The sequence below is a fragment of the Mucilaginibacter mallensis genome (assembly GCF_900105165.1).
Classification (GTDB): Bacteria; Bacteroidota; Bacteroidia; order Sphingobacteriales; family Sphingobacteriaceae; genus Mucilaginibacter; species Mucilaginibacter mallensis.
This window is the reverse complement of sequence record NZ_LT629740.1, coordinates 5,753,373-5,768,087: the sequence shown is the minus strand read 5'-3', so window position 1 is coordinate 5,768,087 and position 14,715 is coordinate 5,753,373. Positions and strand designations below refer to the sequence as shown.

Annotated in this window: 16 protein-coding genes; 9 read left to right on the top strand and 7 right to left on the bottom strand. The window is 42.1% G+C overall.

The features are described 5' to 3' along the window. Positions 1-5 precede the first annotated feature (5 nt). Entirely contained in the window at positions 6-815 is an 810-nt protein-coding gene (locus tag BLU33_RS23755; RefSeq protein ID WP_091379377.1) for an alpha/beta hydrolase, read from the bottom strand. A gap of 206 nt (positions 816-1,021) precedes the next feature. Then, complete coding sequence (locus BLU33_RS23750) at positions 1,022-1,606, bottom strand: Crp/Fnr family transcriptional regulator (protein ID WP_091379373.1); 585 nt, start codon at positions 1,604-1,606, stop codon at positions 1,022-1,024. Positions 1,607-1,751: 145 nt separating this feature from the next. On the opposite strand from BLU33_RS23750, the gene BLU33_RS23745 reads away from it, so the two are divergent. The 3 genes from BLU33_RS23745 to BLU33_RS23735 all read left to right on the top strand — a co-directional run bounded on the left by BLU33_RS23745 (position 1,752) and on the right by BLU33_RS23735 (position 3,982). Then, complete coding sequence (locus tag BLU33_RS23745) at positions 1,752-2,327, top strand: Crp/Fnr family transcriptional regulator (protein WP_091379370.1); 576 nt, start codon at positions 1,752-1,754, stop codon at positions 2,325-2,327. 66 nt (positions 2,328-2,393) lie between these two features. Then, positions 2,394-2,807 (top strand): DUF4267 domain-containing protein, encoded by a 414-nt coding sequence (locus BLU33_RS23740; protein WP_091379367.1) that lies wholly within the window; start codon positions 2,394-2,396, stop codon positions 2,805-2,807. Between the two features lie 335 nt (positions 2,808-3,142). Next, complete coding sequence (locus BLU33_RS23735) at positions 3,143-3,982, top strand: hypothetical protein (RefSeq protein WP_091379364.1); 840 nt, start codon at positions 3,143-3,145, stop codon at positions 3,980-3,982. Positions 3,983-4,075: 93 nt separating this feature from the next. Here the strand turns inward: BLU33_RS23735 and BLU33_RS23730 are convergent, their stop codons facing one another. Next, positions 4,076-4,822, bottom strand: a complete 747-nt coding sequence (locus tag BLU33_RS23730; RefSeq protein ID WP_091379361.1) for an SDR family oxidoreductase — start codon at positions 4,820-4,822, stop codon at positions 4,076-4,078. A gap of 204 nt (positions 4,823-5,026) precedes the next feature. Between BLU33_RS23730 and BLU33_RS23725 the strand changes: the two genes are divergently transcribed. The 3 genes from BLU33_RS23725 to BLU33_RS23715 all read left to right on the top strand — a co-directional run bounded on the left by BLU33_RS23725 (position 5,027) and on the right by BLU33_RS23715 (position 8,400). Next, a complete protein-coding gene (locus BLU33_RS23725) occupies positions 5,027-6,364 on the top strand; it encodes a BamA/TamA family outer membrane protein (RefSeq protein ID WP_091379356.1) in 1,338 nt (445 codons plus the stop codon). A gap of 51 nt (positions 6,365-6,415) precedes the next feature. Then, complete coding sequence (locus tag BLU33_RS23720) at positions 6,416-6,727, top strand: hypothetical protein (protein ID WP_091379353.1); 312 nt, start codon at positions 6,416-6,418, stop codon at positions 6,725-6,727. Positions 6,728-6,990: 263 nt separating this feature from the next. Then, positions 6,991-8,400 (top strand): lipase maturation factor family protein, encoded by a 1,410-nt coding sequence (locus BLU33_RS23715; RefSeq protein WP_197684537.1) that lies wholly within the window; start codon positions 6,991-6,993, stop codon positions 8,398-8,400. Positions 8,401-8,820: 420 nt separating this feature from the next. Here the strand turns inward: BLU33_RS23715 and BLU33_RS23705 are convergent, their stop codons facing one another. Further along, a complete protein-coding gene (locus BLU33_RS23705; protein WP_091379346.1) occupies positions 8,821-9,951 on the bottom strand; it encodes an acyltransferase family protein in 1,131 nt (376 codons plus the stop codon). Positions 9,952-10,081: 130 nt separating this feature from the next. Next, entirely contained in the window at positions 10,082-10,996 is a 915-nt protein-coding gene (locus BLU33_RS23700; RefSeq protein WP_091379343.1) for a ketopantoate reductase family protein, read from the bottom strand. A 232-nt stretch (positions 10,997-11,228) separates the two neighbouring features. Between BLU33_RS23700 and BLU33_RS23695 the strand changes: the two genes are divergently transcribed. Beyond that, positions 11,229-11,993: an SDR family NAD(P)-dependent oxidoreductase gene (locus BLU33_RS23695; protein ID WP_091379340.1), complete on the top strand. Its 765-nt coding sequence runs from the start codon at positions 11,229-11,231 to the stop codon at positions 11,991-11,993. 191 nt (positions 11,994-12,184) lie between these two features. On the opposite strand, the gene BLU33_RS23690 is transcribed toward BLU33_RS23695, so the two are convergent. Then, on the bottom strand, positions 12,185-12,643 hold the full coding sequence (locus BLU33_RS23690; RefSeq protein ID WP_091380948.1) for an SRPBCC family protein: 459 nt from the start codon (positions 12,641-12,643) through the stop codon (positions 12,185-12,187). Next, the gene (locus BLU33_RS23685; RefSeq protein WP_091379337.1) at positions 12,621-12,968 is read right to left on the bottom strand and encodes an ArsR/SmtB family transcription factor; all 348 of its coding nucleotides are present in this window, start codon (positions 12,966-12,968) and stop codon (positions 12,621-12,623) included. The genes BLU33_RS23690 and BLU33_RS23685 overlap by 23 nt, the downstream gene beginning before the upstream one ends. Positions 12,969-13,122: 154 nt before the next feature. Here BLU33_RS23685 and BLU33_RS23680 point away from each other — a divergent pair, with 154 nt between their 5' ends. Next, positions 13,123-13,572: a MarR family winged helix-turn-helix transcriptional regulator gene (locus BLU33_RS23680; RefSeq protein WP_091379334.1), complete on the top strand. Its 450-nt coding sequence runs from the start codon at positions 13,123-13,125 to the stop codon at positions 13,570-13,572. A 38-nt stretch (positions 13,573-13,610) separates the two neighbouring features. Further along, positions 13,611-14,537, top strand: a complete 927-nt coding sequence (locus BLU33_RS23675; protein ID WP_091379331.1) for a DUF6268 family outer membrane beta-barrel protein — start codon at positions 13,611-13,613, stop codon at positions 14,535-14,537. Positions 14,538-14,715: the final 178 nt, after the last annotated feature.

The following is a 14,715-nucleotide window of genomic DNA, read 5'->3' as shown; positions in this document are numbered from 1 at the left end:
TGTAATTAGTTTAAAAATTCTTTAATCTCTGTTAACGCTTGTTGCGATGCTGCTGACGGCATACCTGTCAACATCCATACATGCACCTGGTTTTCATAAATGGAGAGCTTAGCGGCGGGCTGAATGGCCTTTATGCTGTTGTAAAAGTTAATACTGTCATCCTGCAGGATCTCATTAGTGCCTACCATGATCAGTACCGGGGGGAATGCGCTCAGTTCCACATTTTCAGGGCTTACAATTTCAATAGGGATATTGCCTATATAATCCTTTGCCGAACTTTTTAAATATTCCCGGCTAAGGATAGGATCTATAGCCCGGTTATCCTCATGCGATGGGTTATCGCAATGCAGACTGATCCACGGCGAAATAAATACGGCAGCGTTTGGCAGTTGGATGTGCTTTTTAAGTATTTCGCCTACAGCGGATACGATTAGACCGGCGCCCGCGCTATCGCCAATAAAATCAACTTTATAACCGGGATATTGGGCAATTAACGCGGTATATACATTCATCACATCATTCAGCGCGTTTGGATACGGGAGCTCGGGCGCTAAGGCATAATCAACAAACAGGACTTTGGTTTGCAGTTTATGCGCGAAGTGCGTAAGCATACTTTCATGCGACTGGATAGAGCCCACCGCAAAAGCCCCGCCATGCAGGTGAATAACTATTTTGTTGGGTGCCGGTTTTTCAGGTGTGAGCCAGTAGCAGCTTACCCCGTTTATAATAACATGTCCCGTTTTTACTGATGCTTGCTTAGGATAAATGCTGCCTAATTGGTTAAATTTTCCCCTGCGTGCTGTTATATCTTCCATTGCTTGTTTTTCGTTTTATTTACAATGCAAAGGTGGCTGTTATGCGGGGCCGCAGCCTATAATATAGCTTAAGAAATACCCTTAATGTAGTTTAAGGATGCTGATGTAAAGTCATTAGTCGTAAGTCCAAAGTCGTAAGTCAGATTCGTTCTTTTGACTCATGACTTTAGGCTCATGACTAGCGACATTTTATGATTTACACGACACTAGTGCTTTCTGGAGATATCTTTACGGATCTTGCTTAAAAATTCAGGCGTGATGCCCAAATAGGAGGCTATTTGCGTACCAGGTAATCGTTGTGATAACTCGGGGTAATGATCTAAAAAACTCAGGTAACGTTCCTCGGCGGTTGAACTGATGGCCTGTAGTATGCGATTCTCCAGCTCTACATACCGGTTCTCTACAATCACCCGGAAATTCCTGTCGAACTTGGGGATATTGGTGAACAAATAAAACAGGTCTTCCTTTTTTATCTGCAAAATAACGGATGGCTCAATGGCTTCAATATAAACCCGGCTTGGTTTATCGGTATAAAAACTGTCGAGTTCCATTATCCAGTCATTTTCAGCAACAAACTGCAGGTTATGTTTAACGCCCTTTTTATCAACATGGAATATTTTAAAGCAGCCTTCAGCAACAAAGGTATAATGCTTGCAGATATCACCCTCCTGCAAAATGAATTGCCTGCGTCTTATTATCCTTTCGGTAACCCGACTCGCAAGCTCTGCCCGCTCAGCTTCATTAAGCGGCAGGTAGTTATCAAAGTTGGCGAAGAGTTTGTTGATAGTCACGGGTGCTTATAAAGATTGTTATTGGTTCGAATATACGAACTAAGGATGATTGGCGGGCAATGTAACGACATCGCCAATAGGTTTAATATCTTAAAAAAATACATTGATATGCCATGCTTATTATTAGCAATAAGTAATTTTAAAGATGCAAAGTTTGTTAAACGCGATACGGAGTTATATACCTCTTTCCACTGATGATGAAGAAGTAGTACATCAATTATTCCGTAAAAAGACATTGAGCAAAGGCGAGCACCTGCTTGAAGCGGGTAATGTTTGCCGTTACGTGGCATTTATTGAGACCGGGCTGGTACGCTATTACGCCACTGATGACAAAGAGGAAAAAACCAATTATTTTAACAAAGAAGGCGACTTTGTGTGCGATTATATGAGTTTTTTACCACAAACGGCATCCTTTGTAAGCATACAGGCACTGGAAGACACGATTTTATATGTGATCAATCAATCTGATCTGCAAACATTTTACAGGGATGTTGAGCATGGCGAAAGATTTGGCCGCCTGGGTATTGAATATGTTTTTGTACAGGCGATTAACCAGATAAGATCATTGTATATCGATCCGCCAGAGATACGCTATCAAAAATTTATTGCAAGTTACCCGGATATCAGCCAAAGGATACCCCAATATTATATTGCCTCCTACGTAGGTGTTAAGCCGCAATCATTGAGCCGTATCCGAAATCGTATGGCCGGCAAGCATTAATTAACCTGGGTGCATGAACGCCGGTTTTTGATTATAGAATTTTGTGTTATTAAAATATAATAACACATGAAAACAATTAATGAAATTACACCTTGGGGCACCCGCTCCGCATCCTATTGGATGACCCTGCTCATAGCAGCCGGAATTATTTTTGTAGGCCTCCGCTTTATTATTAACCCGGCAGCAGGCGCTGATGGCTATGGGATACCCTTTGCCAATGCAAAGGATTTTCCGTTTGGGAGAATAAAAGGGATACGCGATATATTTTCGGGCCTGGTGCTTTTACCATTTTTATTGATGCGGATGCGCTTTGCCACAGCCTGCGTATTTACCGCCGCCATTATTATACCGGCAACCGATTGCGCAATTGTACTGGCCACCAATGGAGCCGGCGATATACAGCATTTGCTCATCCACGGGTTAACGGCCTTATATATGGCTATAACCAGTTTTTTACTTTTCAGGAATAAACAAGCTTAAATTTTTCGATCATGACTATTTTAATAATAACACAAGGTAATGATATACTAATTTACCCCGCTATCCGAAGTTTCCAAACTTCGGATTAACTATGCCTGTAGTCTCCGACTACAGTACCTCAATCTCAGTATTAACACATCTTCATCTTTGGGGATCTTATTCATCTTATCATCCATAAAGCTTGCATATCAAAACATTCAAAACAAATACTTGATTATCAGATTTTTTATGTTACTTAGAGTTAAACTATAACCTATAAGGCAATATTTATTAATCTAGATTAAAACCCATAAAAACTTTTACCGCCATTATTTGATTATCACAAAATCATTACCATGCTGCAAGGTCTTTATTTATACGAAGTAATTTTGATGATAGGCGGGAGCATATTGTTTCTTGTACTGATTTTCTTACTCATTTGGGATGTTATAAAAGGCAAAAGCATTACCTCATTATTACCATTTTTTTTGTTCCCGATTATAATGATCGGGTGGTCAACCATAAAATCAATTAGCTATTCTAATGGTACAGTTGAAATACAAAAAACAGCCGACTCATTAGCCAAAAATCCCGCAGATACCACATTGCAGGTGAAACTGGAAAAATCGGTAGCTGCTTTTGATACCACCCGTGCCACCAAAGATACCGTAGCGCTTAATGCTATATCCAAAGCATATTACGCCCTCGGAAAATATACTGATGCCACCCGGTACAATCAAAAAACCTTAGCTATCAACCCCAACATGCAATCGGCGATCAATTTAAAAACAGGGATAGAAAAACAGGTTGCTATAAAAAACAATTTTAATAAAAGCATAACACAATTAAATACCTGTCTGGCAGCCATAGATGCCAATAAGGGCCAACCAAACACTGCCGTAACACGGCAAATTATTGGGACATTAAAAAACATAAAACAGCCTGTTTATACCGATGCAACATCGAGCCTGGTTATTGCTAAAGCGCTTGCCTCGGTAGATAAAAAAGAACAATCAATGCAAATTGTACAAAAGGTACTGGAGGCCGACCCGCAATCGCAGGAAACATTGCAGGTAAAACAGAATATTGAAGCCGGAAAATATAAACCGGTAGTAACAGATTCTGCGCAAACAAAAAGCCTCGACACCAAAAAATTCAACCTTATTATTAAAAAAGCAATTCCTGTTAAGCAATAAGGTATGTTACGCGATCATAATGGAGAGCCGGGTAATAATCGCTTACCCGGTTTTGGGGTATTTTAATAAAAGATAAATTTCCTTAAACAATTATTATCCGGCAAACATACTATTCAACTGCTCCAGCACCTCTTCCCGTCTTGTACGTAACCCGGCCGACATGCCTACCGCCGCTTCATATTCATCATTTTTCAGAGCCGCCATTGCGCCTTCAATAAACTCTGCAACCGGAATTCCGCCATGCGATTGGCTTTTATCTTCGCGCCTGTCGTGCCCAAGCTCGGTATCAACTGATGGCGGGATAATTTCATACACCTTTATACCGGTTTCGGCAAGCTGATAACGCAGCGATAGGGTTAAGGAATGCATAGCTGCTTTTGTGGCGCAGTAAATTGCCATCATGGCAATAGGCACAAACGCCAGGCCGGAAGTAACATTAATAATGGCCGCATCTTTTTTCCCGCTTAAATGAGGAACAAACAACGAAGTGAGATGAACCGGGGCAGTAAGATTGGTTTCAATTTCTGAACCTATTCTATTTAAGTCGATACTCTTTTTAAAATCGGTGATCAATTGCACACCGGCATTGTTGATCAGGATATTGGTATCCGGATGATTCTCGCTGATCCAGGCAGCCAGTTCAACCCTTTGCGCAGCATCGGCAACGTCAGATACTTTGGTGATGATTTCAGGCAGGCGGCTTTTGATAGCTTCCAATCTATCGGCCCGGCGACCGGTTATGATCACTTTACTGCCTTCCTTTATAAATTCTTCGGCAAAAGCAAGGCCTATGCCCGATGTTCCGCCGGTTATTAATATGGTGTTTCCTGATAAATTCATTTGGTGCTTTTTAATTATCTTGTGAAACAAAGATGAGTAGAAAAGCAGGTTAACGGTTTGCGAAAATCAATCCATCATTTGCAAATTTCAAATCAAAACAATTAAAACTCAACGCTATCAGGAATAACACCTGCAAAACATTTACCCTGTATATGGGTTTAAAAGCTAATTAATAGTTAGATATTCAAAATTTATACCATAACAGTGCAGTTTAACTCCGTTTACAAAAAGCCTTCTTTATTGAAATTCCTGTTCTTGTCCTTGTTTATCAATATTGGGGGATTTGCCTATAGTCAAACTGTTCCTGCCGATTCACTTAAAGCGGATTCACTGCATCCCGAAGTAGTTAAAAAAATGCCATCGCGCTCCTACAACATCAACAAGCAATATGATTTTGGCGATTTAACCCGCAATATTATCCACCCGCATAAAAAGGCCGATACTTTGCACCATGGCTCAGGTATTACAGTTGTACCAAATATAGCGGCAAATCCAACCATTGGTGCGCAGATAGGTATTAAAGCCGTGGCTGGCAGGCGATTAGGTACCGACCCAAGTACACTGCTTTCGGTTGGCGCAACATCAGCATCTATTACCAGTAAAGGCATCATTTACTTTTACCTCAACCATAATATATTTACTAATGCCAATAAATGGAATTTTCAGGGCAGCCTGGTAGTTTCAAAAACGGTAACGCCTGATTATGGCGTCGGAATAGGCCGCGACCTGTCCACAACCAATGATCTTGCTAAGATACTGGAAGACCCTACTCATAAGGTTTATCCTATCCATTCCTATTTTTTCCAGGTTAGGGAAAAGGCTTATAAGGAGATATCTAAAGGGCTTTTCCTGGGCGCAGGCATGTCGTTTGATATCAGGAGGGATATTCAAAACAAGGACAGTACCGACCATTCAACTCCATCCGGTGTATATAATACGCAGCACGACTTACCACAGGACCATTATTCGGCAAACGGCTTTCTGTTTAATGTGGAGTATACCACGCGAGATAACCCAAACCGGGCCTACAAAGGCATTTATTTTGATGCCGGCTTCAGGATCAACCAAACCTGGATAGGCAGTACAAAAAATGCGGTACAATTTACTACCGATATCAGGAAATACATCAGTTTATCAGAAGAAAACCCCGAAACAGTGTTTGCCCTATGGAACTGGGGCTCGTACCTGCTAAGCGGCACCATCCCTTATCTTGAGCTGCCGGGTACAGCCCGCGATGGTACTTTCCGGAGCGGCAGGGGCTACACCACCCAATACTTTAAAGGCACAGAGTTTAATGATACCGAGGCTGAATTCCGCTTCCCGATATTGGCCAACAAATTTATCAGCGGCGTGGCTTTCGGCAATTTGCAAACCGGCAATGACGAACAGGGCACTAAAATATTCCAGGTATTTCAACCGGGTTATGGCGCAGGCTTACGCGTGCTGTTCAACAAAGCAACCCGTACCAATTTGGCGCTTGATTATGCCTTCGGGAGGTTTGGCAACAAAGGCTTCTTCCTCAATTTGAATGAGGCCTTTTAAGGTATTTGTATGAATGATAGCTTTATTATCTTTACATAAAAGATCATCATCATGAAAATAGTCAGGGTTCAGTACACCACCACAAAGGAATACGCTGCCACTAACCAGGAGAACATTAAGGGGGTGGTAAATGAGTTAAAGCAGCTCAATCATCCGGGTATTAAATACAGTACTTATTTACTGCCGGATGGAAAAACCTTCATGCACTTCGACCAGTTTGAAAATGAAGAAGCGCACCAGTTTTTGATGTCGCTTACATCATTTAAAAAATTTGCCGATGAATTGGAGGCAAGTGGTTTGGAGGTAGAACCGAAGCTGGAATTGCCGGCTTTGGTGGCCTCTACTGAGGTGTTTTGGGGGTAAATGCGACTGGTTAACTACACACATATTGATCTATTTTGAAGATTAAAAAAGGGTGTCATACTGAGCGGTAGTCGAAGTATGCGGGCAAAGGCCTCTGCGCTCACCCTTCGACTATCGCTCAGGGTGACACCCATATCCAATACTTGTAGAGAACTTATTTTCTGCTCTCTTTAATCTAACCATAAATCCTAATTTTCCACAAAACCATCTTCCTACATTTAATGTACTATTAATGAACATTATACCTAAATTAAGGAAAGCAAATGGAAGCAACAAACACTTCAACCTATTGGCTCACACGCTTTGTGATCCTGCGTTTGCTGGGTGTAGTTTACGCAGTTGCTTTCCTGGTAACCATTAACCAGATCGTTCCTTTAATTGGCGCAAACGGATTACTCCCGGTTGATCTATATTTTAAAGAGATCAGCGATTCAATAGGGTCTACTACCGGCTTTGTGCGCCTGCCCTCCATATTCTGGTTTTGGCATTCAGATACAGCTTTATTAATATTCGCGTGGGTGGGCTTTGTATTGTCATGCATAGTTGTGGCAGGTTACGCTAATGCGCCCTTACTTGGTGTATTATGGTTTCTGTACCTGTCGTTTGTGCATGCCGGACAGGATTGGTATGGCTACGGCTGGGAGATCCAGCTTACCGAAACAGGTTTTCTGGCTATTTTTCTTTGCCCGCTGCTGGATATGCGACCATTTCCACGCTATGCGCCGCCCATGCCCATTATTGTTTTATTTCGATGGCTTACCTTTCGTATTATGCTTGGTGCCGGGCTGATCAAATTCCGGGGCGATAAGGTATGGCGCAACGCTACCGCGCTGTATTATCACTTTGAAACGCAACCCATCCCCGGTCCGCTGAGCAGGTGGTTTCATTTTTTGCCGCGGATAGTATTGAAAACAGGCGTATGGTTTAATTGGCTGGCAGAACTTATTGCACCATGGTTTGTGTTTTGGCCGAGACTTGCACGGCACATTGCCGGAGGGGTGATCATACTATTCCAGCTTACCCTCATCCTTAGCGGCAACCTTTCGTTCCTAAACTGGCTTACCGTTGTACCTGCGCTGGCTTGCTTTGATGATAGCTTTTGGGCGAAACTATTTCCTGAAAAACTGGTTAATAAGGCACAGATAGCCGCTGATAATGCTAAAACATCCACACCTATGCTCACCACCGCATGGAGCATTACGGTTATTGTTGCCCTGCTAAGTATACAACCTGTAATTAATATGTTGTCGCCTGTGCAGATCATGAATACTTCATTCGACCCGTTGGACCTTGTGAATACTTACGGCGCTTTCGGCAGCGTGGGCCAGCAGCATTTTAATGTGGTATTTGAAGGAACATCAGATGATAATCCCGGCGATAATGCCACCTGGAAACCTTATATATACAAAGGCCTGCCGGTTTCGCTTGATGAGCGGCCACCACAGATAGCGCCCTACCAGTTACGGCTCGACTGGCAGATGTGGTTCGCGGCCATGTCATCGCCGGATGAATACCCCTGGACTTATAACCTGGTGTGGAAGCTGCTGCACAACGATCCTGGCGCTGTAAGCTTATTTGCAGGCAATCCCTTTCCTAATAAACCACCACGATTTATAAGAGCTGTGCTTTACCGCTACTTCTTTGCAAAACCGGGCAATCCTCAGGGCCGCTAGTGGAACCGTGAGCAGATCAGTATATGGATACCACCCACAGCAGCCAATGATCCGCATTTGATAGAGTTTTTGACAAGCGTGGGTTGGCTGAGGTAATTTCGGAATTTGGATGTTCGATTTCGGATTTATTTTGTTTTTGCCTTGTTGGCGTCACTACAGGTGGCCGGGAGATAGGAAAAGGAAGCATTGGCCTCATGCGATTCCCGCCTTGGGGCGGGGAAGGGTGGGGTTTAGTAGTTTATTTGATTTTTAAACCCCTCCCTGCCACTTCAAACCCAATCACACCCCTCCCGTGGGAGGGATTTAAAAATCTCGTTGTGTGAAGTTTCTAAATCGCACTAATATGCTTGTAGTCTTCAGACTACCTGATGAAAAACACCCGCACCATGTTGGTGTTATCTCCAACACGCCACGAATTTACTAAGCCTTTTTAACCAGATAACGTTTCCTGAGCCATTCACGCACCGGCTCATCATAAAGCTTAAGGCAGGCGTAGGCAATGGTAACGGCAAGAATAAGCACTCCCAATCCAACCCAAATACCATACGCCATTGGTACCTTATTATCCACCACCCAGGCGGTGTAAAGGTATATGAGTGGGTAATGCGTGATGTAAATAGGATAAGAGATATCGCCAAAAAACTTGCAAACTTTAATACCCGACTTGCTCTTTATTTTACCACCCGCGCCTATGGACACGATCAGCGGGAAAAGAATAATAATGCAGAATGATTCATACAAACCGTTCATCCAGAGATGCTCAGGGCCGCCGATCCTCGGCATAAAAAGTATAATAACTATCATGAGGCTGCAAACAGCAAAGGCCCATTTAATATGTATCAGCTTTCCAACCCGGCATAATAGCATGCCTGCAAAAAATGGATAAAGCAAACGCGTAAAGCCAATATTAAGCTGGGTTTTATCAACGCTCCAACCACCAATAACATCGCCCTGTGGCCCCATTACGGTATAGTGGATCAGCAGTAAAGCGAATATTACTACAAATATGCTCAGCAATGTTTTAGAGAATTTACGGAATATCAGCGCATACAGAATATTAGCGATGTATTCAAAAAACAACGACCATGCCGGGCCATTCAGCGGGTGCATTTCCTGCCAGCCACGGATATCCAGGCCCGGTGTAAGCGGGATCATGGTGAAACCAACCAGCATAACTAGCAGCATTTTCCAAACCGGTATTTGGTTGATGATCGGAAAAAGCGTACCACCCTGAAAATAAAAAAGCAGTGCACCTATGATGGTACCCATAATAACCATTGGCTGTAAACGGATCAGGCGGCGTTTATAAAAGTCCCATTGGGTCATTTTTCCCCAACGGTCATCATAAGCATAAGCCACCACAAAACCCGACAGCAGGAAAAAGAAATCAACCGCCAGATAACCGTGATTAATCATTTGAGTGAAACGATTATCGTTTGCATAAGCTTCAAAAATATGAAAGGTAACAACCAAAATGGCAGCTACGCCACGCAGGCCGTCGAGGATTTCATAATGACTTTTAGTTTCGAGTTGAGCAGGAACTTGATTCATTTATTGGTAAAATAGGTAAAAGGGGTATTTGGAGTACGGTTTGTCCTTTGTTAAACGCGAAATATCATAACGCTTCAACAGGAAGCAATAATAAGATGATTTTAGGACAATCGCAATTTAAATCACACAGCTACCTGAGGCTTTTAATCTTTTTGTACAGCATCTCGTTTACGGGAGCTTGCAGGTTATATTGCTTACCCATTGCTAAAACAGTACCGGCAAATAAATCTACTTCTGTTTCCCGTCCGGCTTCCACATCCTGTAGCATAGAAGTTTTTCCCGCAGAATCTAAAGTGCCCAGAATTTTCAGGAAATCATCCACATCTGCCTGCGTTAAATTTACACCGTAATGGACCGAAAGCTCCATTACTTCCCCGGCTGCAGCCAGCATCAGCTCACGTGCCTCGCCCGGTAACTGAAAAGCACCGTATGGGGCTTTTAATACGGCAGAGGCTTGGTTTATGCCGGTGTTCATCATAAACTTGCTCCAAAGCGCTTTGTTCATATCAACCGGGACATTATAGGGGATCTGCGCCTTATCAAATAGTTCTTTCACAAACTTAACCCTGTCTGATAGTTCGTGATTATCCTTTTCGCCAAATACGATCTTACCCGGATTGGTATAACGGATCTCCGAGCTTTCGCGAACAGCATCCATCCCAACACCATACGCATACAGCAAATGTTCATGGCCAATTCCGTTGCCGATTAGTTCTTCGCTGGATATACCGTTGAGTAAAGAAATAACTATCGTATTTTCACCAATAAAGCTTTTAATATCCTGTATAGCCTGCGCGAGCTGGGCATTTTTTACGGCTATAATTACCAGGTCAGCTTCGCCATGACCATGGCTGGGGGTAATAAATTGAAAGGAGATTGTTTTACCGTTTACGGTTAGTCCCGTTTGCTGGATTGTTTGCTGCCGTTTTAGGTCTGCAATTATTTTTACTGAATCTGGGAAAGCATCATGTAATTTTGCCGCAATAAGGCCGCCTAACGCACCTAAGCCTAAAAGGTATATGTTTTTAACAGATTGATCAGGCATAATATGTACAGGTTGATTTAATATTACTCAACTTGTAGTCGCAAACTTACAAAATCTCTTCTTTCTTATGGTTCAGTTTGTAAACTGAAACCATGCGCCACCACGAGCTGGAAGCTCGCGGAAGCAGATGTAGAACCTCATAGGAATTGTTATTTGATTTATACAAACAATGGATTGATTGACACAAACAAGCATCGGGCTTTGCTTGTCATCTTTGTAAAAAAATTACAAGATGGAAAATAAAAATAAAATAGCACTGGTAACCGGCGGCAGCCGCGGACTGGGAAAAGACATGGCCTTACGCCTGGCAGAGAAAGGATTAGATATCATACTCACTTATAACAGCAACGAAGAAGCTGCACAAAACGTAGCTGCGCAAATTGAAAAACAAGGGCAAAAAGCAGCCATACTGCACTTAAATACTGGCGATCTTAAGTCATTTGCCTCTTTCGCCGCAAGGTTAAAAGATGTTTTAACCAATACCTTTAACACCGGCCATATTGATTATCTAATCAACAATGCCGGTATTGGTGGTTATTCACCCATTGCTGAGGTAACCGAAGAATTCTTTGACGGGCTAATGAACATCCATTTTAAAGGCGTCTATTTTCTTACCCAAAAGCTTTTACCGCTGATAAATGACGGCGGGGGCATTGTAAATATTTCGAGCGGACTTACCCGTGTTACAGTACCGGGCTCATCGGTATATGCCTCACTGAAAACGGCGGTGGAAACATTTACCAAATACCTGGCGAAGGAACTGGGTGAGCGAAAGATCAGGGCTAATGTTGTGGCTCCTGGAGCTGTCATGACCGATTTTGGTAACGCGCATCTTCGCTCTGATGAACAACTACAGAAAATGGTGAGCAGTGTAACCGCCTTAGGCAGGCCGGGCGTTGCGGAGGATATTGGCGGTGTAGTAGCCTTTTTATGTACCGAAGATGCCCGGTGGGTAAATGGGCAGCGTATTGAAGTTGCAGGTGGTATGCAATTATAATTGAAAACAGGTAATATTCAAAAAAGGGTGCCACCCTGGGGTACTCGAAAGCTAAGCGTAGAAGCCTTTGCCCACATGCTTCGAGTGCCTCAGCATGACACCTTATGTGATTAGTAGAAGAAACTTAACCCGCTGTACGAAGTTTAAAACTTCGTACCACTATGCTCGTAGTCTCCGACTACACAAAACTTCTACTTTTTTAAATTGAATTTAACTTGATCAAGATATTTTTCAAGTTTTTCAATGTTCTGTTTTTGCCCGTCATCAGCTTTATGTACCCTGATTATAGTTTCACGCATTTCTGCAGTATCGAATAGCATAGACCAATCCATTTGGGTTTCTTCACCTTTGGGTTCAAAAAGAATTGTAGCAATAAAATGCGGATTGAAGTGTTCAAACACAATTTTCTTAAACGGAACTATCTCCTTAAAAATGCTTCTGTTTGCATAGTCTGTCCCATCTGGGCCGTGCATTGTCAATGTCCATTCTCCACCTTCTTTTACATCCATTTTGTGAATAGTAGAGGTGAATCCGTTTGGCCCCCACCAATTTATAACATGTTCGGGGCTGGTCCAAACCTCCCACATCAATTCAATGGGAGCTTTAAATGTTCTTGTAATCTGCATTTCACGATTTTCTGTTCTTTCCATAATTTCTATCATTTTGAATTTTTGTTATATAATTATCAAGGTTATCAAACCGGGCTTCCCAAATCAGGCGTAATTGTTCCATCCAAAGGTCAATTTCTTTCATTTTATCGATTTTGATCTGATAATAAATCTCCCGGCCCAGTTGGTTTGATTCTACCAATCCACATTCGGTTAGTATTTGAATATGCTTGGAAATTGTGGACCTGGCGCCATCAAAATTATCGGCTATCGCACCTGCTGTAATGGTTTGTGAAGCAAGAAGAACCAGGATTGCCCTTCTTGTGGGGTCGGCTATTGCCTGAAAAATATCTCGTCTTAATATCATTATGCCGTCATTTGACGACAAATATACGTGACGCCAAATAACGACACAAATTTTATTTCATATTTTTTCGATTGACACAAAATGTAATCAACAAAGAATAATAAAAAAGGTATAAAATTGGTTGATATATCAACCAATTTTATACCTTTGCTGTATGACTCAAAAAAACGATCTTCCTGTTCCGCCAATATTGGTCGCACAAATTGGCCGTCTTTATAATAACATGTATAAAGGATGTGATAAAAATTTTCGTGAGCATGGATTTCCCCTCGAGATGGACCAGGTGCCGGTTCTTCTAAGCCTATATTACACAGGAGGGGTATCACAACAGGCTATCTGCTCAAACCTGCGACGTGATAAAGCATCCGTTAATAGAACAATATCTTTTTTAGTAAAAAACGATATGGCTATAGTTATTAAGGACACCGTTGATAAGCGAAAAACATGTGTGAAATTAACAGCAAAAGGAGAAAGCCTGGCAATGCAGGGCGATACTATAATTGAAAAGTATAACACTGCACTGGCAGCGGGGCTAACAGAAGTGGAAAGAAAAGAGTTTAACAAAATAATGCTGAAGTTGATCGAGATAGTCGATCCTCACTAACGTGACAATTTTTTAATCATAAAAAACATTTAACAAAAATGAAAACGAGCTTATTCTTGATAAGCATGCTATTGCCTGTACTTAGCTATTGCCAAAACGTTGATAGCATTAGCATGCACAAAAAATTTATAACAACTGCACCATTGCTGGGTGGTGTAACTGTAAGTAATGTTGTATCGCCTGTTGATGTTAACGGAAGTACTTTCACAATGCAGCAACCTATTGTTGATATCGGTATCCCCTTATATAAAGATTTTTCAGCAGCTCATCCCATTTTTATAAAGACAGGCATCCGTTACCAGGGCCTTTTCCTTTCAAACGAACATAATATAGGCAGTGATGAATTTCACTCTATAACCATTCCTTTGTTGGCAAACTATTCCCTTTCCAGCATCACCAGTATCTCATTTGTAGGCTTGGCAACCATAGGATCTGATTTTAACCGAAGTATCACAGCCGGGGATATTCTTTATACGGCCGGTATACGCATTGGTTTTCGCCCCAGTCAATCTTTCAAATATGGTATCACGCTCGCCTATACCAGCAACTACTCCGGCAAGTTCCTGCTGCCTATACCTGATATCGACTGGGCGATCAGTAACAAATTAAGTTTAACTGGCGTTATACCCGTCAGAGCATCCTTAAAGTATAAGCTATCAGAAATACAATCACTGGGTATTACAGCAGCAGTAAACGGAAGTATGTACCGGTTAAATGAGGGTGAGGAACAGCAATATATCCATTTGCAGCAGAATAGTGCAGGCCTCATTTACGACCTTAAACTTGCCCGGCGATGGAAATTAAATGTTATAGCCGGCCATACGTTTATGCAAAAGCTGCAAACATTTAATATAGATCAAAAAGTACCATTCGACGGGCTTACTAAGCTCAACGACCGGAAACCTAACATCTCCTACCGTCAAAATTCATTTATATTCCAGAGTGGGATTAGTTATGATTTTTAAAAATCTGACGGTTTATTTGTTATCGGTTTGTTGACCTTCAAACTTTTCGCTAACAGAAATCGCACGCTGTGCGAAGTTTCCAAACTTCGCACGACTATGCTTGTAGTCTCCGACTACATAAACGCAAAAAAGCCTCTAACAAAAGTTAAAGGCTTTTTTTATCCGGATAGCTTCAACA

Excerpts from the sequence above, each read along its gene's own strand:
- BLU33_RS23755 (WP_091379377.1), bottom strand. The coding sequence starts at position 815 with ATGGAAGATATAACAGCACGCAGGGGAAAATTTAACCAATTAGGCAGC.
- BLU33_RS23745 (WP_091379370.1), top strand. The coding sequence starts at position 1,752 with ATGCAAAGTTTGTTAAACGCGATACGGAGTTATATACCTCTTTCCACT.
- BLU33_RS23740 (WP_091379367.1), top strand. The coding sequence starts at position 2,394 with ATGAAAACAATTAATGAAATTACACCTTGGGGCACCCGCTCCGCATCC.
- BLU33_RS23735 (WP_091379364.1), top strand. The coding sequence starts at position 3,143 with ATGCTGCAAGGTCTTTATTTATACGAAGTAATTTTGATGATAGGCGGG.
- BLU33_RS23730 (WP_091379361.1), bottom strand. The coding sequence starts at position 4,822 with ATGAATTTATCAGGAAACACCATATTAATAACCGGCGGAACATCGGGC.
- BLU33_RS23720 (WP_091379353.1), top strand. The coding sequence starts at position 6,416 with ATGAAAATAGTCAGGGTTCAGTACACCACCACAAAGGAATACGCTGCC.
- BLU33_RS23715 (WP_197684537.1), top strand. The coding sequence starts at position 6,991 with ATGGAAGCAACAAACACTTCAACCTATTGGCTCACACGCTTTGTGATC.
- BLU33_RS23705 (WP_091379346.1), bottom strand. The coding sequence starts at position 9,951 with ATGAATCAAGTTCCTGCTCAACTCGAAACTAAAAGTCATTATGAAATC.
- BLU33_RS23700 (WP_091379343.1), bottom strand. The coding sequence starts at position 10,996 with ATGCCTGATCAATCTGTTAAAAACATATACCTTTTAGGCTTAGGTGCG.
- BLU33_RS23695 (WP_091379340.1), top strand. The coding sequence starts at position 11,229 with ATGGAAAATAAAAATAAAATAGCACTGGTAACCGGCGGCAGCCGCGGA.
- BLU33_RS23690 (WP_091380948.1), bottom strand. The coding sequence starts at position 12,643 with ATGGAAAGAACAGAAAATCGTGAAATGCAGATTACAAGAACATTTAAA.
- BLU33_RS23685 (WP_091379337.1), bottom strand. The coding sequence starts at position 12,968 with ATGATATTAAGACGAGATATTTTTCAGGCAATAGCCGACCCCACAAGA.
- BLU33_RS23680 (WP_091379334.1), top strand. The coding sequence starts at position 13,123 with ATGACTCAAAAAAACGATCTTCCTGTTCCGCCAATATTGGTCGCACAA.
- BLU33_RS23675 (WP_091379331.1), top strand. The coding sequence starts at position 13,611 with ATGAAAACGAGCTTATTCTTGATAAGCATGCTATTGCCTGTACTTAGC.